The organism is Variovorax paradoxus (assembly GCF_024734665.1).
Lineage (GTDB): Bacteria > Pseudomonadota > Gammaproteobacteria > Burkholderiales > Burkholderiaceae_C > Variovorax.
The window spans coordinates 4,871,847-4,891,318 of record NZ_CP102931.1; the positions used below are offsets into that span (position 1 = coordinate 4,871,847).

Consider the following 19,472-nt stretch of genomic DNA (forward strand, 5'->3'; position numbering starts at 1 on the left):
CATGTCATGACGCTCACCATGTCCCACACCGCACTCGCCCCCGGCGAGCCGCTGCTCGAAGTCGACAACCTGCGCACGCACTTCCACACGCTGGCGGGCGTGGTGCGTTCGGTCGACGGGGTTTCGTACACGGTGCGCGCGGGCCGCACGCTCGGCGTGGTCGGCGAATCGGGCTGCGGCAAGAGCGTGACGGCGCTGTCGATCCTGCGGCTGGTGCCCACGCCGCCCGGGCGCCACATGGGCGCGGTGCGGCTGCGCGGCACCGACCTGATGCAGCTCAGCGAACGCGAAATGCGGCAGATTCGCGGCAACCGCATCTCGATGATCTTCCAGGAGCCGATGACATCGCTGAACCCGGTGCTCACCGTGGGCCGGCAGATCGCCGAGACGGTGCAGCTGCACCAGAAGGCCAACCGTGCCGATGCGATGAAGCGCGCGGTCGAAATGCTGCGCGTGGTGCAGATCCCCGAGCCCGAGCGGCGCGTGAACGAGTACCCGCATCAGCTCTCGGGCGGCATGCGCCAGCGCGTGATGATCGCGCTGGCCCTGGCCTGCAACCCCGAAGTGCTGATCGCCGACGAACCCACCACGGCGCTCGACGTGACGATCCAGGCGCAGATCCTCGATCTCATCAAGCGCCTGCAGAAGGAGCTGGGCATGGGCGTGGTGATGATCACGCACGACCTGGGCGTGGTGGCAGAAAGCTGCGACCGCGTCGTGGTCATGTATGCCGGCAGGAAGGTCGAAGAGGCCGACGTGATCGACCTGTTCGACCGCCCGCTGCACCCCTACACGCGCGCGCTGATGGCCTCGATGCCTGCGATGAACACCGCGAGCACACGGCTCACCGAGATTCCGGGGCTGGTGCCGGCCGCACACGAACTCGGGCGCGGCTGCGCCTTTGCGGCGCGCTGCAGCCATGCGCGCGAACGCTGCCGCGCCGAGACGCCGCAGCTCGTGCAGCAAGGCGGCGACCATGTGGTGGCGTGCTTTGCAGTCGAAGAACACTGGGCAGGTACCGAGGAGATGGCTGCATGACGACGACCGCTGCAACGCCACTGCTGCAGGTGCGCAACCTGCGCAAGCACTACATCTCGCCCAAGCGCTGGCTGCGGCCGGCCAGGCCTTCGATCCAGGCGGTCGATGGCGTGTCGTTCTCCGTTGCGCGCGGCGAAACGCTGTCGCTGGTCGGCGAATCGGGCTGCGGCAAGACGACCACGGCCAAGTCGGTCATGCGACTGGTCGAGCCGACCTCGGGCTCGGTGCAGCTCGAGGGCGAAGAGCTGCTGACGCTGTCCGCCGAGGACATGCGCATGCGCCGGCGGCAGCTGCAGATTATTTTTCAGGACCCGTATGCCTCGCTGAACCCGCGCCTGACGGCCGGAGACATCGTGGCCGAGCCTCTGCGCAACTTCGGCATGGGCGCGGCGGCCGAGCGGCGCGAGCGCGTGCAGTGGCTGTTCTCGCGCGTCGGGCTGCGGCCCGAGGCGGCGAAGAAGTTTCCGCACGAGTTCTCCGGCGGACAGCGGCAACGGCTGGGCATTGCGCGAGCATTGGCGCTGAACCCGAAGCTGATCGTGTGCGACGAGCCGGTGTCGGCGCTCGACGTGTCGGTGCAGGCGCAGGTGGTCAATCTGCTGATGGACCTGCAGGCAGAGTTCGGCATCGCGTATCTCTTCGTGGCGCACGACCTTGCGGTGGTGCGGCACATCAGTCATCGCGTGGCAGTGATGTACCTGGGGCACATCGTGGAGATTGCGGACCGCGACACGCTTTTCTCGACGCCGCTGCATCCGTACACCGAGATTCTTCTGTCGGCCGTGCCCGTGCCCAACCCGCGCACGCCCGCGCGACGCATGCTGCTGCAGGGCGATCCGCCGAGCCCCGCCAACCCGCCTTCGGGGTGCCGCTTTCATACACGCTGCCCGATGGCGCAGGCTGTGTGCAAGGAGAGGACGCCCGAGCTGACCGAGCGACCGTCGTCCGCGAACGGCAGCCACTGGGTTGCCTGCCATTTCCGCTGAAGAAGAAAGAAAGGATCTTTCCGTGTCCGAAAAACTTCCCCACTACGACCTGCTGATCCGCGGTGGCACCGTCATCGATGGCACCAAGGCGCCGCGCTTCGATGCCGACGTCGGCATCGTGAACGGCCGCATCGCCGCCATCGGCAAGCTCGCGGGCCACACGGCCGAGCAGACGCTCGACGCCACCGGCCGTATCGTCGCGCCAGGCTTCATCGACTCGCACACGCACGACGACCAGGCGGTGCTGTCGCAGGCGCAGATGCCGTTCAAGGTGTCGCAGGGCGTGACCACGGTGGTGGCAGGCAACTGCGGCATCAGCGCCGCGCCGCTGCGCGCCGACATGGACCTGCCGATGCCGCTGAGCCTGCTCGACCCGCCGGCGGAAGGCCGCTTCACCACCTTCGCGGCGTACCTCGATGCGCTGCGCGCCACGCCCTCGTCGGTGAACGTGGCGGCGATGGTCGGCCATTCGACCTTGCGCGCCGTGGTCATGGCCGACCTCGACCGGCCCGCGAACGACACCGAGATCGCAGCCATGCAGGCGCTGGTCGAAGAGGCGATGCAGGCCGGTGCCATCGGCCTGTCGACCGGCACCTTCTATCCGCCGGCGGTGAAGGCGACGACCGAGGAGATCATCGAAGTCGGCCGTCCGCTCAGCTCGCGCAAGGCGCTGTACGTGACCCACATGCGCGACGAGAGCGACCGCGTGATGGAGTCGCTGGAAGAAACCTTCCTCATCGGCCGCGCGCTCGACATTCCGGTGGTGGTGTCGCACCACAAGGTGCAGAACACGCAGAACTTCGGCAAGACGAAGGTCACGCTGCCCTTCATCAAGGAAGCGATGCAGCACCAGTGCATCGGGCTCGACTGCTACCCCTACACGGCCGGCTCCACCATGATCCGCACCGATCGCGGAATGATGGAAGGCCGCGTGCTCATCGCCTCGAGCGTGCCGCACCCCGAATGCGCGGGCCGCGACCTGAAGGACATCGCCGCCGAATGGGGCGTGTCGGGCGAAGAGGCGGCCAAGCGGCTGCAGCCCGGCAGCGCGATCTATTTCATGATGGACGAGGACGACGTGCAGCGCATCCTCGCATTCGACGAAACCATGATCGGCTCGGACGGCATTCCGCTGGGCGAGAAGCCGCATCCGCGCCTATGGGGCACCTTCCCGCGCGTGCTGGGGCACTACAGCCGGGATGTCGGCCTGTTTCCGCTGGAAACGGCGGTGTGGAAGATGACCGGGCTCACGGCGCGCAACTTCGGCCTGCACGAGCGCGGCACTCTGAAGCCGGGCCACCACGCCGACGTGGTGATCTTCAACGCCGCGACGGTGCGCGACACCGCGAACTACGAAACGCCGATGCAGCCGGCCGAAGGCATCGATGCGGTGATCGTGAATGGCGCCGTGACCTGGCGCGACGGGGCGCACTGCGGGGTGCGCAACGGGCAGGTGATCACGCGGCGCGAGACTGCCTGAATGGCTTGAGCAGGCTCAGTCTGGAGCGTTCATCACGCGGTCGAATTCTTCGTCTGCCGGCACGTTGTCGGCATCGAGTTCGCTCGCATCGGTGAGATCGATGCCCGTTTCCTCCGACAGGTCGTCGGACACGTCGCTGTCCTGCTCCTCGAAGTCATCGGCGGGCGTGTCGTCCTCATCGTCTTCGGCGGGCGAGGCGGATCGCGCGGTGGCGTCGATGGTGTTCATGATCGGTTCCTCGGCTGATTTCTGACAGACCCCCTATGGTGCGCCTGTTTCGGCCGTTCCGGTTCATCCGGCGCGCAGCGTCGGTGTCGGAAAGTTTCCCGCGGGATTCGCTAACCGGCTGACCGACCGTCAGTCCTTGTGCACGTGGCCGTGCTCCCCGTGGCCCGGGTCGTCGTGGCCGTGGTCGTGCCCATGCTCGCCGTGCGCCAGCCGGCTCACGAGCGTGACCAGCACGATGCCCGCGGCCAGCCACAGGATCTGCGCGGCGGTCTGGCGTGCCGGCAGGCGCTTTTGCAGCTGCGGAATCAGGTCGGCCAGCGCCACGTAGACAAAACTGCTGCCGGCCAGCACCAGGAAGTACGGCAGCCAGCTGTGCAGCTGGTCGACCAGCCACCAGCCCGCGATGCCGCCCAGTGCGGTCATGGTGCCGGCGAGCGACACCTTCACCAGCGCCGCGCGCTGGTTGGCGGAGCTCTGGCGCAGCACGACGAGGTCGCCGATGTGGTGCGGAATTTCGTGCGCCAGCACCGCGATGGCGGCGACCAGGCCCAGGCGCAGGTCGGCAGTGAACGCCGAGGCGATCAGGATGCCGTCGCCGAAGCAGTGCACGCTGTCGCCGGTGAGCACGGCCCAGCCGCCGGTGCGGGGGCCGTGGTCGTGTGTGTGGGAATGGTCGTGGCCGTGGTCATGGTGATCGTGGCCTTCGTGCCCGTCCTTCCCTTCGCCATGGTGATGTTCGTGCCCGTGGTGCCATAGCTCGGCCTTGTCGAGCAGGAAGAAGAACACCAGCCCGAACAGCAGCACCGCGAACAGCATCGCCGGTTCGATGCGGCTCTCGAAGGCTTCGGGCAGCAGGTGCATGAATGCGGTGGCGAGCAGCGCACCGGCCGCCAGGCTCAGCAGATGTTGCGGGTTCACGCCGCCCGAACCGCTGCGCACCCCCACCTTCAGCAGGAGGGCCGCGAGCCAGACGCTTCCGATACCGGCAACCAGGGTCGCCACGATGATGACTATCAAATTCATAGCTGCTTGCGCAAGAGGAGCGGCCGCTGAAACTGTTTCAACAAGGCCGTTGTCCGTTCATAAAAAGAGAAAAGGCCGTCATTCGACGGCCTTCGGCGGGGGTGGCTACAGGGCGCCGCGTTCAGGCGACGCCATTGGCTTTGAACCAGGCCGTGGCGCGTTGCCAGCCGTCGTCCGCCGCGCTCTTGACGTAGCTGGGGCGGTAGTCGGCATGGAATGCGTGGCCTGCTTCGGGGTACACGACGAAGCTCGACGCCTTGGCCGCCGGGGTTCCAGTGGCCAGAGCTGCTTTCATCTTATCAACCGTGTCAAGGGGGATCCCCTGGTCTTTTCCGCCATACAGGCCGAGCACCGGCGCCTGCAGGCTGGCGGCGATGTCGATGGGGTGCTTCGGCGTCAGTTCGCTGGGCTGCCCGACCAGCCGGCCGTACCAGGCAACGCCCGCCTTGACCTTGCCGGTGGCGGCATAGAGCCACACGATGCGCCCACCCCAGCAGAAACCGGTGATGCCGGCCTTGCTGGTGTCGCCGCCGTTGGCCTTGGCATAGGCCAGCGCGCCGTCGAGGTCGGCCAGCACCTGTGCGTCGGGCACCTTGCTGACGATGTCGGCCTGCAGCTTCGGAATGTCGGTGTAGCCGCGCGGGTCGCCCTGGCGCGCATACAGCTCGGGCGCGATGGCGAGGTAGCCGAGCTTGGCGAAACGGCGGCAGGTGTCGGCGATGTACTCGTGCACGCCGAAGATTTCCTGGATCACCAGGATCACCGGCAGGCCGGTCTTGCCGGCGGGTGCCGCAGCGTAGGCGGGCACTTCGAAGCCGTTGACGGTGTACTTGATCGGGCCGGCCTTCAGGCCTTCGGCCGAGGTGCTGATGGCAGTCTGCGCAGCCACCGGCAGCACGGCGGCGGCATAGCCCACGCCGATGGCGGCCTTTAGTGCAGTGCGGCGCGTGGCGCCCTGCTCGGTGCTCTCGCCGGGGCGAAGCGAATCGAAGTCGGAACGGCTGTCGTCGAGGGGCATGGGAAGGGCTCCAGTTGAATCGTCGGACAAGGGGCGTTGCGCTATGAAAAAACGCACGCCGCAATGTAGGCGAAATCGACTCCTGCCTCTATGACCCCTGGTTTCAGTGGGGTTGGTAGGCCCGCCGGGCCAGCGCCGCGGCCAGTACCTGCGCGGGGTCGACGAGGTCGAGGCCGGCCACCGCCGCCGAGCCCTGCAGGCCCAGCGGCACCTCGGTGCAGCCCATGATGATGGTGACCGGGCCATGGCGCTCGGCCAGCCGCAGCGCCACTTCGGAAAAGCATTGCTCGGCAAGCTGCATGTTGCCGGCCTTCACGCCGTCGAAGATGCCGCGCGTGATGGTGTGGCGCTCCGCTGGCGTCGGCACGTGGCAGCCCAGGCCCGCTTCGGCCAGCGCCTGTTCGTAGAGGCGCACGCGGTAGGTGCCTTCGGTAGCCATCAGCGCGACGCTGGTGGTGCCCTGCCCGGCCAGCTGTTGCGCGGTTTCGCGCGCCATGTGCAGCAGCTCGACCTGCGGAAAGCGCTCCTGCAGGTTGGCGTGCCAGGCATGCGCGGTGTTGCATGCGATGGCCACGGCCCGGCTGCCGAGCGCGGCCAGCCGGCCCAGCGCCTGCAGCATCGGCTCCAGCGGCTGGTGCGCGCCCTGCTCGGCCGAAGCCAGCGCATCGGTACGGTCGGGCACCGGCACCTGCGCGAGCCAGTGCTCGGGAAAGGACTGGTCGCGCACCGGCTCGCCGCGCGCACGTATCTGCTGCGCGCAGGCCTGCACGAAAAGCCGCACGAAGTCGGCGCCCGCCGCGGGGCCCATGCCTCCAAGAATGCCGACCACCTGCGTCACTGCAATGTCCTTTTCTTATCTTCTCGTCGCGCCGGGATCAGGTCGCGGGCTTGTCGCTGAGAGCTTTCAGGTTCTCTTTCAGCTGCGGGCTCATCGGCAGGTTCAGCGGCACGTTCTTCGGCGGAATCGGCTGCATGAACCACTTGTTGTAGAGCTTCTCGAACTCGCCGCTCTTCATCAGGCCTGCGAAGGTGTCGTCGACCAGCTTCTTGAAGGCCGGGTCGTCTTTGGGCAGCATGCAGGCGTAGGGCTCGACCTGCAGCGCATCGCCCACCACTTCGAAGTCGGCCGGCGTCTTGGCGTTGGCGATCAGGCCGAACAGCAGGATGTCGTCCATGGCGAAGGCCACGGCACGGTCGCTCTCGACCAGCAGGAACGAATCGGCGTGGTCCTTGCCGAGCACGATGTCCATGCCGAGGTTCTTCTCGGTGTTGTACTTGCGCATTACCAGTGCGTTGGTAGTGCCGGTGGTGCTGGCCACGGTCTTCTTCGCGAGGTCGGCGTAGTTCTTGATCTTCGAAGACTTCTTCACCAGCAGGCGCGTGCCGGTATAGAAGTGGTTGATGGCAAAGGCTACGTCCTTGCCGCGCGCGGTGTTGTTGGTGGTGGAGCCGCACTCCAGGTCGACCGTGCCGTTGGTGATCAGCGGAATGCGGTTCTGCGAGGTGACGGGCATGAGCGCGACCTGCAGGTTGGGCTTGTTCAGTTTTTTCTTCACCGCCTCGACCACGGCGTTGGAGAGTTCAACCGAGAACCCGATCGGCTTGTTGGGGCCGTCGAGATAGCTGAAGGGCACCGACGACTCGCGGTAAGAAAGCGTGATCTTGCCGGACTCGGCGATCTTGGCCAGCGTGTCGGCTGCCTGCGCGCCCGTGGCGCTGAAGAGCACCGTTGCGGCCATGGAAGCCATGAGGACGGAGAGTTTCATGCGAGCCTTCATTCGGTTGAACTGAACATGCGGCCAGTTTAAGAAGCAGCGAAACAAAACAACAATTCCAATTGAAAGCCGGCCCATGCCCAAAGGTTATGGGTGGGGGTTCTTTTGGCATTTCCGGCTGGAGCCGCGCGCGCCTACAGTCACGGCTCAAGTTCTCAATCTCCGGAAAGTTGCCTCCATGCATGTGTGTGTGCTCGGTGCCGGCATCGTGGGCCTGGCCACTGCCTGGCAGCTCGAACGCCAGGGCCACAAGGTCACCGTGATCGACCGCGCCGCCCCCGGCGCCGGCGCGAGCGGCGGCAATGGCGCGCAGCTCAGCTACTCGTACGTGCAGCCGCTGGCCGACCCGTCGATCTGGAAGCAGTTGCCCAAGCTGCTGCTGTCGCCCACATCGCCGCTCAAGCTGCGGCCGCAACTCGACCCGCTGCAATGGCGCTGGGGCATGGCCTTTCTCGCAGCCTGCAACGCACAGATTTCGCGCGACACGACGGCGAAGCTGCTGGCGCTGGCCGCATCGAGCCGTACAGAGTTCGAAGCGATGCGCGCCGACATCGCACCCGATTGCGATTTCTCGGCCACCGGCAAGCTGGTGCTGTACGCCAGCTCGGCATCGCTCGAAGGTGCGCGCGCGCAGCTCGAACTGCAGCGCACCATGGGCAGCGAGCAGCGCCTGGTAACGCCCGACGAATGCATCGCCATCGAGCCCGCGCTTGCCAGCTACCGCGGCCAGATGGCGGGCGCCGTGCACACACCGAGCGAGTGCGCGGCCGACTGCCTCAAGGTGTGCACCGAGCTCATGCGGGCATTGAGTGCGCGCGGCGTGCGCTTCATGCTCGGCGCTGACGTGCATGGCTTTGCGCGCAGCGAAAACCGCATCGCGGCCGTGCGCACCAGCGACGGCGACGTTGAGGCCGATGCCTTCGTGATGGCACTGGGCTCTGCCTCGCACAAACTGGGCCGCGCGCTGGGCGCCTACCTGCCGGTGTATCCGCTCAAGGGCTACAGCATTACGGTAGAGGTCGATCCGTCGCCCGGCGCCGCCCCGCACGTGAACGTGACCGACAGCGCACGCAAGGTGGTGTTCGCGCGCATCGGCTCGCGCCTGCGCGTGGCAGGCATGGCCGAGCTGGTGGGGCATGACGCGAGCATTCCGGCCACGCGCATCGAGACGCTGGCAGCGGCGACGCGCGCCCTCTTCCCGCATGCGAGCCGGCTCGAAGAACTGCACCCCTGGACGGGCATGCGGCCCGCCACGCCGAAGGGGCTGCCGATCATCGGCCGGCTGGAGAGTGCACCGCCCAACATGCTGTTCAACACGGGCCACGGCGCGCTGGGCTTCACGCTGGCCTTCGGCTCGGCGCTGAAGATCGGGCAGGCCCTGCAGGCCTGAGCGCAAGCTGCCTTTTTCTCAGCTGGTGGTGACCAGCTTGAGCCCGATCACGCCTGCCAGGATGAGCGCAATGCACAGCAGCCGCATTGGCGCGGCCGAATCGCCCAGCACCACCATGCCCACGATCGCGGTGCCCGCGGCGCCGATGCCGGTCCACACTGCGTAGCCCGTTCCCATCGGCAACGTCCGCAGCGAGAGCGAAAGAAGCACCACGCTCGACAGGCCGGCAGCGACCGTGAACAGCGCGGGGACCAGCCGCGTGAAGCCTTCGGACGACTTCATCGCGAAGGCGAAGGCGATTTCAAGAACACCGGCAACGCTGAGTAATGCCCATGCCATGGCGCTTCAGGCCTTGGCAGCGGCGGCAGTGGCAGCGGGTGTCGAGCGGAAGGTGATGCCGAAACGGTTGAAGGCGTTCATCAGGCCGATGGCGTAGGTGAGATCGGCCAGTTCCTTGTCGCTGAACTCGGCGGCGGCGGCTTCGTAGTCCGCATCAGGAACGCCGGTTTCGGCGACGCGCGTCACGGTTTCCGCCCAGGCGAGCGCGACCTGCTCGCGGCGGCTGAAGACTTCGCCCGCGTCGTGCCACACCGGGACCAGCACGAGCTTGTCGACCGCCAGGCCGGACTTGAGCAGGTCGCGCGAATGCATGTCGATGCAATAGGCGCAGCCGTTGATCTGCGAAACCCGCAGGTAGACGAGATCGACCAGTTGCTTGGGCAGGCCGCTTTTCTGGACGGCCATGTACACCCCTCCGAAAGCCTTGTAGACCTCGGGCGAAATCTTTGCGTAGTCGATGCGATTGCTCATGAAGAGTCCTTGTGTGTGCTGGTTGGAAAGGACTCCATCGTGCCGAATCTTGGTCTAGCCCAGAAGATCCATTAATGGCATTCGATACTGGGCCATGATGCTTCGAATCACATCAGGCTCAGGATGCGCTTTCCGAGCTTCTCGGCGGTGCGCCGGGAATCGATGTTCGTGAAGTTGACGAGCAAGGCCGAGGCGCCCCCGCCCTCCTTCGTCCAGTCTGACAATGCCTCCGCGTACATGCCCTCTTCCCGCATGCGCGCCACGAGCTTTCGATCCGATTGCCGGCCTTGCAGCCGCAAGATGAGATGCATGCCGCCGGGTTGCGCGTCGATTCGCACATGTTGACCGAGCACACTCTGCAGGCCTGCGCTGGTCGCTTCGCGACGCTCGGCATAGAGCCTGCGCATCCGCTGGATGTGGCGCGCGAAGTGCCCCTCCGTGATGAAGGCGGTGACGATGGCTTGCGTCAGTTCGGGGCTGCCCCCGGCGAAGGTCTGGATGATCTGCTCGAAGCGCTCGACCTGCGACTCAGGCACGACGAGATAGGCCAGCCGGATGCTCGGAAAAAGCACCTTGCTGAAGGTGCCTGCGTAGAGCACGCGTCCGTCGCGGTCCAGGCTCTTCAGCGCAGGCAAAGGACGGCTGACATAGCGGTACTCGCCGTCGTAGTCGTCCTCGACGATCCACGCGTTGTGTCGTCCCGCCCAGTCGAGCAGCGCCTGGCGCCGGGGCAAGGACAACGACACGCCCAGCGGACTCTGGTGCGCCGGCGTGACCACGGCTGCGCGCGCGCGTGGCGCCGACTTGATGCCCTCGGAAACGACCATGCCCTCCTGGTCCACGCGCACCGGGACAGCCGCGATTTGCATGTGCGCAAGCAGTTCCCGCGTGGGCGGGTAGCCCGGGTCTTCGAGCCAGACGCGGTCCCCCGCCTTCAGCAAGGCGAGGCCGATCAACTCGATGGTGTGGCGGTATCCCGAGGTCACGAACACCTGCGATGCAGCGCAGTTGATGCCACGCGACACCTGCAGATACGCGGCGATTTCCGCACGCAGCTTTGGCAACCCGTAGATGGAGGGATGCGCCATGTCGGATGGCTGCATGGCACGCACGCATCGCGCACCCAGGCGGGCCCATATCTTTCGGGGGAATTCGTCGAGGGCGGGCAGCCCCATTTGAAACGGAAGAATCGAATCCGGCCGGAAACCGATCGAAGAAATTCTCTTGTCGAGCGCAGGCTCCGGAATTGCCACCGGCGTTTGCGGCTTGAGGCCCGGCGCCACGATGGTCCCGGCCTGACCGCGCGCCTGGATGTATCCCTCGGCGACCAGCAAGGAATAAGCGGCTTCGATCGTTCCTCTTGCCAGGCCCAATTCCTTGGCCAGCGCGCGTGCGGCGGGTATCCGGTCGCCGGGCTTGAGCAATCCGCTGGAAATGGCATTGCGAAATCGCTCGTATATCTGCCGGTAGTAGGGCTCGGCCGCTGCGGGGTCCAGGGGCGATACGGGGCTGCTCTTTTTATCGATCATGGATCAATCACAAGCTCCATTCTTGGCTCTGGAGTGTAGGCCATGCAAATTCTAGGATTGACGCCTCTCTTGCGGCCATATCAATCATGAAAATCTTGCACGTCAATTGCAGCTTACGCGGGCAAGCCTCCGAGAGCTTCAGGCTTTCCCGAAAAATCGTCGATCTTCTGCTGAAGAAATCGCCCGATGCGGTATTGGTCAATCGAGAAATTGGCGGTGGCGCCATAGGGCATATCGACGCGAATTACGCGCTTGCCCAGCATTCGTCCACGGCAGAAATAAATCAGGAAGGTTCGATCTCCGCATCCGAAGAATTGATCCGGGAGCTGGAAAACTCGGACGTCGTGGTCATCGGAACGCCCATGCACAACCTGAGCGCGCCCTCTGCGCTGAAGGCCTGGATCGATCATGTCGTTCGAGCGCGCCGCACGTTCAATGTGGGCGCCGCGGGCAAGGTGGGCACGCTGCGCGACCGCCCGGTCTTCATCGCCGTGGCCTCGGGCGGGAGATTTTCCGGGGAACACGCACGCCAGCCGGATTTCCTCACGCCGTACCTGACGACCATCCTGGGCACCATCGGGCTGAAGGACCTGAATTTCTTTTCGATCCAGGGCACAGGCCTCGGCCCGGATGTCGTCGCGCAGGCCAGGGCCAAGACCGACCTGGCGCTGCAGGCGTATTTCTCTTAGAGCGCCTCTTGGATCGCCTGCTGCATGCAGCGCGTGATGCCGCGCACCGCCACCGAATCGGGCCGCGCTGCAAAACGCAGCGCGCGAATCGGCACTGGAATGTGCGGTTCCAGCGTCAGCACCTCGACCTTCGTACGATCCGCCGAGCGCGCCGTGCAGCCGTCGACCAGCGCCACGCCGATGCCGTGGTGCGCCATGGCCAGCGCCGCGTGGTAGGTCTGCACCGTGACCACCGCCTGCTGGAAGCCCACGCCCGCCTGCCGGCAGGCCTGGCTCAGGCTGGTGCCGACAGGGTCGCGGCTGTCGAGGCCGATCACCGGCCGGTTGACGAGATCGTGCAGCGCCACCGAACCGTTGCGCACCAGCGCGCGCGGCAGCATGCCCTTGGGCGCAATGCACACCATGCGGCTGTCGGCCAGCGTCTCCTGCGTGAGCGAGGGATGCACCGCGGGGCTGAAGGCAAAGCCCACGTCGGCCTCCTGCAGCAGCAGCGCCGACATGATCTGCGGCGAGTGCAGCGACTCGACGGTGATCGCATAGCCCGGATGCTTTTCGCGAAAGGCCTTGAGCGCGCGCGGCAGGATGTCGTAGCTCAAGGCCAGCACGCTCAGGATGCGCAGCTCGCCCGTGTCGCCCGCGGTGCGCAGGTTGGAGGCAAGCCGCTGCACCTCGTCGAGCTGCGCGAACAGCCGCTCGATGTGCGGATACAGCGTGAGCGCTTCTGTCGTCGGCGTGAGCCGGCCCTTGGCACGCTGGAACAACGGAAAGCCCAGTTGCAGCTCGGCATGCTGCAGCGTGCGGCTTACCGCCGGCTGCGTGATGTTGATGAGCCGCGCCGCCGCGCTCACGCTGCCAGTGAGCATGATCGCGTTGAAGACCTCGATGTGGCGCAGGCGCATCGCGAACGGCGGATCAGTTGCCCGAAGCGGTCTTGCCTCGCGCGATGTCCATGACCATGCGAGTGCCGAGGTACAGGCGCGGTTCGATGGAGTTGACCAGCACGTACTCGGCATCGGCCGAGTGCGCGCCGAAGCCCTGCAGGCCGAAGCGCTCGATGACGGGCGCCTTGGTCTTGAGCGCCGCAAAGGCCGCATCGGTGCCACCACCGGCGGCCTTGTCGTCGGCGCCCAGCGGCAGGCCGAGCTCGTCCTTGTAGATCTGCTGCGCATGGCGGGCCATGGCGCGCGAAGCGTCGGTGGCCTCCAGCGGCGGACGGCGGCGCTCGAAGTTCATTTCGACCTTGGCCTCGGGAATCAGCTGCTTCTTCACGCGCTCGTTCACCTGTTGCTCGATGCGGTCGTAGTCGCTGACCTTCAGCACTCGCACATCGGCGCCCGCGGTGGCGCTGGCCGGAATCACGTTGCGGTTGCTGCCCGACTTGGAGATGGTCCAGTTCATCTTCAGGCCGGTAGCCGAGTCGGACAGGTCGCGCATCTGCAGGATCTGGTGCGACAGTTCGTACAGCGCGTTCACGCCCAGCTCGGGCGCCGAGCCCGCGTGCGAGGCCTTGCCGGTGACATGCAGCGTGACCGAGGCGATGCCCGCCGTGGCGAGCGAGAGCTTGTCTTCCTTGACGTAGGCGCCTTCGAAGGACAGCACCGCATCGTGTTCGCTGCCCATGCGCGTGATGAGCGCGCGTGCGCCGGGCGAGCTGATTTCCTCGTCGCCGTTGATCAGCACGGTGAGCGTGCCGTATTCCTTGAACTTCATTGCCTGCAGCATCGACACGATGTGCGTGATGACGGCCACGCCCTGCTTGTCGTCGGCGATGCCCAGGCCGTAGGCCTTGTCGCCTTCGATGCGGAACGGCTGCTTGTTGAGCATGCCCACGGTGTAGACCGTGTCCATGTGCGCGATCAGCAAGATCTTCTTCTTGCCCGTGCCCTTGAAGGTGGCGCGCACCACGCGGCCCATTTTCTCGGGCGTGTCTTCCATGCGGTAGGCCTCGGCGCTCGGGTCGATCAGCTCGACCTGGCCACCCAGCGCCTTGAACTTCGCGGCGATGAGGTCGGAGATTTTTTCGAGTCCGTCGAGGTCCCGGCTGCCCGATTCGATGGAAACCAGTTCCTTCAGCGTGTCGAGCAGCGCGGGCTTTTCCTTGGCGGCGAGCGAGGCGACTTGCGCGTCAGGTGCGGCGAAGGCGGTGCCGAAGCAGGCCGCGCAGACAGCGGCGAGCAGGAGTTTGCGGTGCGGAAATTGAGTCATGTTCGTGCGTTCTTCTCGGTTGTTTGTCTCGTCTTTTTATTCATCAATGCGCCTTGTCCCAGTTGGGACCGACACCGATCTCGGCCAGCAGCGGCACCTTCAGCGCGGCCACACCGGCCATGAGACGAGGGACTTCGGTGCGCACCCATTCGATCTCGGCCTCGGGCACTTCGAACACCAGTTCGTCGTGCACCTGCATGATCATCTTGGTGCCGCGCTTCTCCTCGTCAAGCACGTTCTGTACCTTGACCATGCTGAGCTTGATCAGGTCGGCGGCCGTGCCTTGCATCGGCGCATTGATGGCCGCGCGCTCGGCGCCGCCGCGGCGCGGGCCGTTGGGCGAATTGATCTCGGGCAGGTAGAGGCGCCGGCCGAACACGGTCTCCACGTAGCCCTGCTCCTTGGCCTGCGCCTTGGTCTCGTCCATGTAGGCCTTCACGCCCGGGTAGCGCGCAAAGTAGCGCTCGATGTACGAGGCTGCGGCCTTGGTCTCGATGCCGAGGTTGCGCGCAAGGCCGAAGCTGCTCATGCCGTAGATCAGGCCGAAGTTGATGACCTTGGCATAGCGGCGCTGCTCGCTCGACACCTGGTCGGGCGTGGAGCCGAACACCTCGGCGGCGGTGGCGCGGTGCACGTCGATGCCGTCAGTGAAGGCGCGCAGCAGCGACTCGTCGCCGCTGATGTGGGCCATGATGCGCAGCTCGATCTGCGAGTAGTCGGCGCTGGCGATCACGCTGCCCGCCGGTGCCACGAAGGCCTCGCGCACGCGGCGGCCTTCGGGCGTTCGGATCGGAATGTTCTGCAGGTTGGGGTCGTTGCTGCTGAGGCGGCCGGTGACGGCCACTGCCTGCGCGTAGTGCGTGTGCACGCGGCCGGTGCGTGGGTTGGCGAGCTGGCCGAGCTTGTCGGTGTAGGTGCCCTTGAGCTTCGACAGGCCGCGGTGTTCGAGGATCTTGGCCGGCAGCGGATAGTCTTCGGCCAGCTTCTCGAGCACCTCTTCGTCGGTGCTGGGCGCGCCGCTCGGCGTCTTCTTGACCACGGGCAGGCCCAGCTTGGTGAAGAAAATCTCGCCGATCTGCTTGGGCGAACCGAGGTTGAAGGGCTGGCCGGCGATGTCGTAGGCCTCCTGCTCCAGTTCCATGATGCGCTTGCCGAGTTCGTGGCTTTGCGTGGCAAGCGTAGGGGCATCGATCAGCACGCCGTTGCGCTCGACGCGGTAAAGCGCCTCGCTCGAATCCATCTCGAGCTGGTAGACGAAGCGCAGTTTTTCGTCGGCTTCGAGGCGCGGCCACAGCGTGTTGTGCACGTCGAGCGTCTGGTCGCTGTCCTCGCACGAATACTCCGCCGCCTTGGCGATGTCGACCTGGCTGAACGGGATCTGGTGCGCACCCTTGCCGCACAGGTCTTCGTACGAGATGCCGCTGCGTCCCAGATGGCGCTCGGCCAGGCTGGAAAGACCGTGTGGCTTGTGCACTTCGAGCACGTAGCTCTGCAGCATGGTGTCGTGCGCGTAGCCCTGCACCTCGATGCCGTGGTTGGCGAACACGTGGCGGTCGTACTTGATGTGCTGGCCGAGCTTTTTCTTGGCACCGTTCTCCAGCCAGGGCTTGAGCTTCGCGAGTACCTCGTCGATGGGCAACTGCTCGGGCGCATCGGGGTAGTTGTGCGTAAGCGGGATGTAGGCCGCTTCGCCGGGCGTGACGCTGAAGCTCACGCCGACGATCTGCGCGACCATCTCGTCGAGCGAGGTGGTCTCGGTATCGATGGCCGCGAGTTCGGCGGTTTCGAGCTTTGCGAGCCAGGCGTCGAACTGCGCCCAGGTCGTGATCGTGTCGTACTTGAGATTGCTCGCGGGCGCGGCGGCCTCCTGCGCCTCGAGCTCGGAGGGTTCGTCGAACAGGCCGCCCTGGTCGCTGTCGGCCTTGGAGGCAGCCTTCTTCTTGATGTTCTCTTCGATCAGCTCGGGCGGCACTTCCTGCGCTTCGAGCGACTTGACCAGGCTCTTGAAGCCGAACTTCTCGTAGAAGGGTTTCAGCTCGGCGGTCTGCGGCGCGCCGACGGGCAGGCCTTCGAGCGACGGCAGGCCGGTGACGTGGCCGTCGAGGTCGCAGTCGGTACGGATGGTGACGAGGCGCTTGCTCAGCGGCAGCTTGTCGATGGCCTGGCGCAGGTTTTCGCCCGCGGCGCCCTTCACTTCGGCGGCGCGTTCGATCAATGCATCGAGCGAGCCGTATTCGAGCAGCCATTTGGCAGCGGTCTTGGGGCCGACCTTCGGGACGCCGGGCACGTTGTCGACCGTATCGCCCACCAGCGTCTGATAGTCGATCATCAGGTTCGGCGGCACGCCGAACTCGGACGTCACGCCTGCCACGTCGCGCCTCTTGCCGTTCATCGTGTCGATGATGGTGATGTGCTCGTCGACCAGCTGGCTCAGGTCCTTGTCGCCGCTGGACACGATCACCTCGACGCCTTGGGCAGCAGCGACCTTGGCGAGCGTGCCGATGACGTCATCGGCTTCCACGTCGGGCACGCTGAGCACGGGCCAGCCGAGCAGCTTCACCACTTCGTGGATGGGGTCGATCTGGCTGCGAAGGTCGTCGGGCATCGGCGAGCGGTTGGCCTTGTATTCGGGGTACCAGTCGTCGCGGAAGGTCTTGCCGGGCGCGTCGAAGATGCAGGCTGCGTAATCGGCGCGCACCTCGCGGCGCAGCGCGGTCATCATGTTGATCATTCCCCGGATGGCGCCGGTCGCCGGGCTCTTGGGATCGCCGGGCACGGCCCGCAGATCGGGCATTGCGTGGAAGGCGCGGTAGAGGTAGCTCGAGCCATCGACGAGCAGCAGCGTTTTCTTGTCGGTCATCGGGCCATTTTGCCGTGCCCGCGACGGCGTCCGAAGCCACGACGGCACGCGGTGTCAACCGACGCCCCGGAACCGGGGGCGAGCCTACAATCAAGGCATGCCTAGCTCCACACTCCTGGTCGCCCGCCGCATCCTGCTGGCGCTGGCTTTCGCAGCCCCCTTTGCCGCCGTACAGGCGCAGCAGCCCGCAGCCGCCCCCGCGGCGGCCCCGGCCGCATCGCTACCAAATCAGGAGCAGGACAAAGCCGAAGGCCGACGCAACCAGAAGGTCGAGAACATCCATACCGAGGACAGCGGCGCCTCGGTCGACGAAGTCCGCTACGGCGGCCGCACGCAGAGCATCAACGTCACGCCCAAGGCCAACGTGCCGGGCTACGAAGTGCTGCCCGCCGATGCGTACACGGGACGCCAGGGCTCGTCGGAAACGGGCGCCAACGGCCCCCGCGTCTGGAACGTGATGAAGTTCTGACCGTGCGTTCTTTCGTCCTGGTTTTTGCAGCGGCAACGCGGCGCTGAGTACCGCAATGGCAGTTTTCACCGAAGTCAGTTTCGGCGAGGCAGACGCGCTCGTCCAACGCCTGGGCCTGGGCCCGCTGCGCGAGCTGCGCGGCATCGAGGGCGGCATCGAAAACACCAACTACTTCGCGACCACCGAGTCCGGCGAATTCGTGTTGACGCTGTTCGAACGCCTGAGTGCCGAGCAGCTCCCTTACTACCTTTGTCTGATGAAGCACCTGGCGGCTGCCGGCCTGCCTGTGCCCGCGCCCGTGGCGGCAGCCGAGCCCGCCGCCGCCGAGAAACCCAGGAAGAACCAGCCCCCCGTGCCCGCCGAGGCCGCGTGCGACCTGCTGCACATCGTGGCCGGCAAGCCTGCTGCGGTGGTGCAGAAGCTCTCGGGCCACAGCGAACTGGCCCCCGGCACGGCGCATTGCGCCGAACTGGGCGCGATGCTGGCACGCATGCACCTCGCGGGGCGCGACTACCCCCGCATCCAGCCAAACCTGCGCGGCCTGCACTGGTGGAACGAGACGGTGCCGGTGGTGCTGCCGTACATCGAGGAATCGCAAGCCGCCCTGCTGCGTGCCGAACTGGCCTACCAGAACCACGTCGCCGAGTCGTCGGCCTATGCGGCGCTGCCGCGTGGCCCGGTGCATGCAGACATGTTCCGCGACAACGTGATGTTCGCGACCGGCGGCGAGGCCGGCGCTGCGCCGCGCCTGACCGGCGTGTTCGACTTCTACTTCGCCGGCACCGACACCTGGCTGTTCGACCTGGCCGTGTGCCTGAACGACTGGGCCATCGACCTGCCGACCGGCCGGCACGACGCCGAACGCGCCGACTCGCTGCTGTCGGCCTACGAAACCGTGCGACCGCTGAACGCCGCCGAGCGCGCCCTGCTGCCCGCGATGCTGCGCGCCGCGGCGCTGCGCTTCTGGATTTCCCGGCTCTGGGACTTCCATCTGCCGCGCGAGGCGAGCATGCTCAAGCCCCATGACCCCACGCACTTCGAACGCGTGCTGCGCGACCGCGCCACCCACCCGCATGCCATGGCACAGGCCCTCGAGCCGCTGCTGGCTGCCTGATCTCTACACATGAAACTCAACCTCGTGCCGGCGCGAACCGGCGTCGAATGGGTCCGCCTCGGACTCAAGAACTTCTGGCGACAGCCGCTGGCCTTTGTCTCGCTGTTCCTGATGTTCATGGCGCTGATCACGAGCATCTCGCAGCTGCCGCTGATCGGCAGATTCATTCCGTTCGTGCTGCTGCCGTTCTCCACGCTGGGCTTCATGGTCGCGGCGTCGGTGGCCGACGCCTCGGCGACCAACACCGATCTTCCAGGAGACGCGGTCGGCGTGAAAAAACCGACCGGCGCACTCATGTTCCTGTCGGTGGCGCGTGCCATGCGAACGGAATGGCGCGCGCTGGCTGTACTTGGCGTGATCTCGGCGGTGTATTGCTTCCTGACCGTGTTCCTGACCGCGCTGGTCGACGGCGGCCAGTTCATGCGCAGCTACCTGCTGGGCGAAACCCCGACGAAGGAAGTGCTGGAAAGCAGCCGCTTCCAGATGGCGAATCTGCTTCAGATGTGCCTCGCGCTGCCGCTGGTCGCGGCGATGTGGCATGCCCCCGCGCTGGTTCACTGGCACCGGGTGGAGCCGGTGAAGAGCATTTTCTTCAGCCTGGTGGCGATGTTCCGGAATTTCGGCGCCTATGCGCTGTACTGGCTCGCGTGGTGCGGCGTGCTGGTGCTCGGCCTCCTGGCGGCGGCGCTGGTCGGCACCATCGTGATCGGCGTGGGCTCGCTGGGTTCGGACACCGGTGCAATGGCCATCGGCAACATCCTGATGGTCGGCACGGTGCTGACGCTCGCCGCCATGGCGCAGGCGTCGAACTGGTTCACCTTCCGCGACACCTTCAATCCGGACTGAGCGCCGCCGCGG

Annotated in this window: 19 protein-coding genes; 8 read left to right on the forward strand and 11 right to left on the reverse strand. The window is 66.0% G+C overall.

Translation table 11 applies throughout. From position 1 onward, the window contains the following. The first annotated feature begins 6 nt into the window (after window positions 1-6). The 3 genes from NWF24_RS23040 to NWF24_RS23050 are packed head-to-tail and all read left to right on the forward strand — an operon-like array spanning window position 7 to window position 3,504. Window positions 7-1,038 carry an ABC transporter ATP-binding protein gene (locus tag NWF24_RS23040; RefSeq protein WP_258350574.1) on the forward strand — a complete coding sequence of 344 codons (1,032 nt, stop codon included), beginning with the start codon at window positions 7-9 and terminating at the stop codon, window positions 1,036-1,038. Further along, window positions 1,035-2,024, forward strand: coding sequence for an ABC transporter ATP-binding protein (locus NWF24_RS23045; protein WP_258350575.1), 990 nt, complete (start codon window positions 1,035-1,037; stop codon window positions 2,022-2,024). Before NWF24_RS23040 ends, NWF24_RS23045 begins: the two co-directional genes overlap by 4 nt. Before the next feature lie 22 nt (window positions 2,025-2,046). Then, window positions 2,047-3,504, forward strand: a complete 1,458-nt coding sequence (locus NWF24_RS23050; protein ID WP_258350576.1) for an N-acyl-D-amino-acid deacylase family protein — start codon at window positions 2,047-2,049, stop codon at window positions 3,502-3,504. A gap of 15 nt (window positions 3,505-3,519) precedes the next feature. On the opposite strand, the gene NWF24_RS23055 is transcribed toward NWF24_RS23050, so the two are convergent. The 5 genes from NWF24_RS23055 to NWF24_RS23075 all read right to left on the reverse strand — a co-directional run bounded on the left by NWF24_RS23055 (window position 3,520) and on the right by NWF24_RS23075 (window position 7,539). Continuing rightward, the gene (locus tag NWF24_RS23055; protein ID WP_093049911.1) at window positions 3,520-3,732 is read right to left on the reverse strand and encodes a hypothetical protein; all 213 of its coding nucleotides are present in this window, start codon (window positions 3,730-3,732) and stop codon (window positions 3,520-3,522) included. 129 nt (window positions 3,733-3,861) lie between these two features. Further along, window positions 3,862-4,755 carry a ZIP family metal transporter gene (locus tag NWF24_RS23060; RefSeq protein WP_258350577.1) on the reverse strand — a complete coding sequence of 298 codons (894 nt, stop codon included), beginning with the start codon at window positions 4,753-4,755 and terminating at the stop codon, window positions 3,862-3,864. A gap of 121 nt (window positions 4,756-4,876) precedes the next feature. Further along, window positions 4,877-5,773: a dienelactone hydrolase family protein gene (locus NWF24_RS23065; RefSeq protein ID WP_258350578.1), complete on the reverse strand. Its 897-nt coding sequence runs from the start codon at window positions 5,771-5,773 to the stop codon at window positions 4,877-4,879. A 103-nt stretch (window positions 5,774-5,876) separates the two neighbouring features. Continuing rightward, window positions 5,877-6,617 carry an aspartate/glutamate racemase family protein gene (locus tag NWF24_RS23070; RefSeq protein ID WP_258355340.1) on the reverse strand — a complete coding sequence of 247 codons (741 nt, stop codon included), beginning with the start codon at window positions 6,615-6,617 and terminating at the stop codon, window positions 5,877-5,879. 31 nt (window positions 6,618-6,648) lie between these two features. Beyond that, complete coding sequence (locus NWF24_RS23075) at window positions 6,649-7,539, reverse strand: transporter substrate-binding domain-containing protein (RefSeq protein ID WP_258350579.1); 891 nt, start codon at window positions 7,537-7,539, stop codon at window positions 6,649-6,651. Window positions 7,540-7,726: 187 nt separating this feature from the next. Here NWF24_RS23075 and NWF24_RS23080 point away from each other — a divergent pair, with 187 nt between their 5' ends. Further along, window positions 7,727-8,938: a D-amino acid dehydrogenase gene (locus NWF24_RS23080; RefSeq protein ID WP_258350580.1), complete on the forward strand. Its 1,212-nt coding sequence runs from the start codon at window positions 7,727-7,729 to the stop codon at window positions 8,936-8,938. Between the two features lie 18 nt (window positions 8,939-8,956). Here the strand turns inward: NWF24_RS23080 and NWF24_RS23085 are convergent, their stop codons facing one another. From NWF24_RS23085 to pdxR, 3 genes are all read right to left on the reverse strand, one after another. Further along, window positions 8,957-9,277: a DMT family transporter gene (locus tag NWF24_RS23085; RefSeq protein ID WP_258350581.1), complete on the reverse strand. Its 321-nt coding sequence runs from the start codon at window positions 9,275-9,277 to the stop codon at window positions 8,957-8,959. Between the two features lie 6 nt (window positions 9,278-9,283). Beyond that, complete coding sequence (locus NWF24_RS23090) at window positions 9,284-9,748, reverse strand: carboxymuconolactone decarboxylase family protein (RefSeq protein WP_258350582.1); 465 nt, start codon at window positions 9,746-9,748, stop codon at window positions 9,284-9,286. 107 nt (window positions 9,749-9,855) lie between these two features. Further along, window positions 9,856-11,277 carry a MocR-like pyridoxine biosynthesis transcription factor PdxR gene (gene pdxR, locus NWF24_RS23095; RefSeq protein ID WP_258350583.1) on the reverse strand — a complete coding sequence of 474 codons (1,422 nt, stop codon included), beginning with the start codon at window positions 11,275-11,277 and terminating at the stop codon, window positions 9,856-9,858. Window positions 11,278-11,363: 86 nt separating this feature from the next. Between pdxR and NWF24_RS23100 the strand changes: the two genes are divergently transcribed. Further along, on the forward strand, window positions 11,364-11,966 hold the full coding sequence (locus NWF24_RS23100) for an FMN-dependent NADH-azoreductase (RefSeq protein WP_258350584.1): 603 nt from the start codon (window positions 11,364-11,366) through the stop codon (window positions 11,964-11,966). On the opposite strand, the gene NWF24_RS23105 is transcribed toward NWF24_RS23100, so the two are convergent. Genes NWF24_RS23105 through polA form a run of 3 tightly spaced genes read right to left on the reverse strand, consistent with a single transcriptional unit; the run spans window position 11,963 to window position 17,031 of the window. Continuing rightward, window positions 11,963-12,865, reverse strand: a complete 903-nt coding sequence (locus tag NWF24_RS23105) for a LysR family transcriptional regulator (RefSeq protein ID WP_258350585.1) — start codon at window positions 12,863-12,865, stop codon at window positions 11,963-11,965. The two genes, NWF24_RS23100 and NWF24_RS23105, sit on opposite strands and share 4 nt — an antisense overlap. A 13-nt stretch (window positions 12,866-12,878) precedes the next feature. Then, window positions 12,879-14,171, reverse strand: coding sequence for a M20/M25/M40 family metallo-hydrolase (locus NWF24_RS23110; protein ID WP_258350586.1), 1,293 nt, complete (start codon window positions 14,169-14,171; stop codon window positions 12,879-12,881). 43 nt (window positions 14,172-14,214) lie between these two features. Continuing rightward, complete coding sequence (polA, locus tag NWF24_RS23115) at window positions 14,215-17,031, reverse strand: DNA polymerase I (protein ID WP_258350587.1); 2,817 nt, start codon at window positions 17,029-17,031, stop codon at window positions 14,215-14,217. A gap of 97 nt (window positions 17,032-17,128) precedes the next feature. Here polA and NWF24_RS23120 point away from each other — a divergent pair, with 97 nt between their 5' ends. Genes NWF24_RS23120 through NWF24_RS23130 form a run of 3 tightly spaced genes read left to right on the forward strand, consistent with a single transcriptional unit; the run spans window position 17,129 to window position 19,460 of the window. Further along, entirely contained in the window at window positions 17,129-17,500 is a 372-nt protein-coding gene (locus tag NWF24_RS23120) for a hypothetical protein (protein ID WP_093049875.1), read from the forward strand. Window positions 17,501-17,555: 55 nt separating this feature from the next. Further along, window positions 17,556-18,614, forward strand: coding sequence for a homoserine kinase (locus NWF24_RS23125; RefSeq protein WP_258350588.1), 1,059 nt, complete (start codon window positions 17,556-17,558; stop codon window positions 18,612-18,614). 9 nt (window positions 18,615-18,623) lie between these two features. Next, window positions 18,624-19,460, forward strand: coding sequence for a BPSS1780 family membrane protein (locus NWF24_RS23130; RefSeq protein WP_258350589.1), 837 nt, complete (start codon window positions 18,624-18,626; stop codon window positions 19,458-19,460). The last annotated feature ends 12 nt before the right edge of the window (window positions 19,461-19,472 follow it).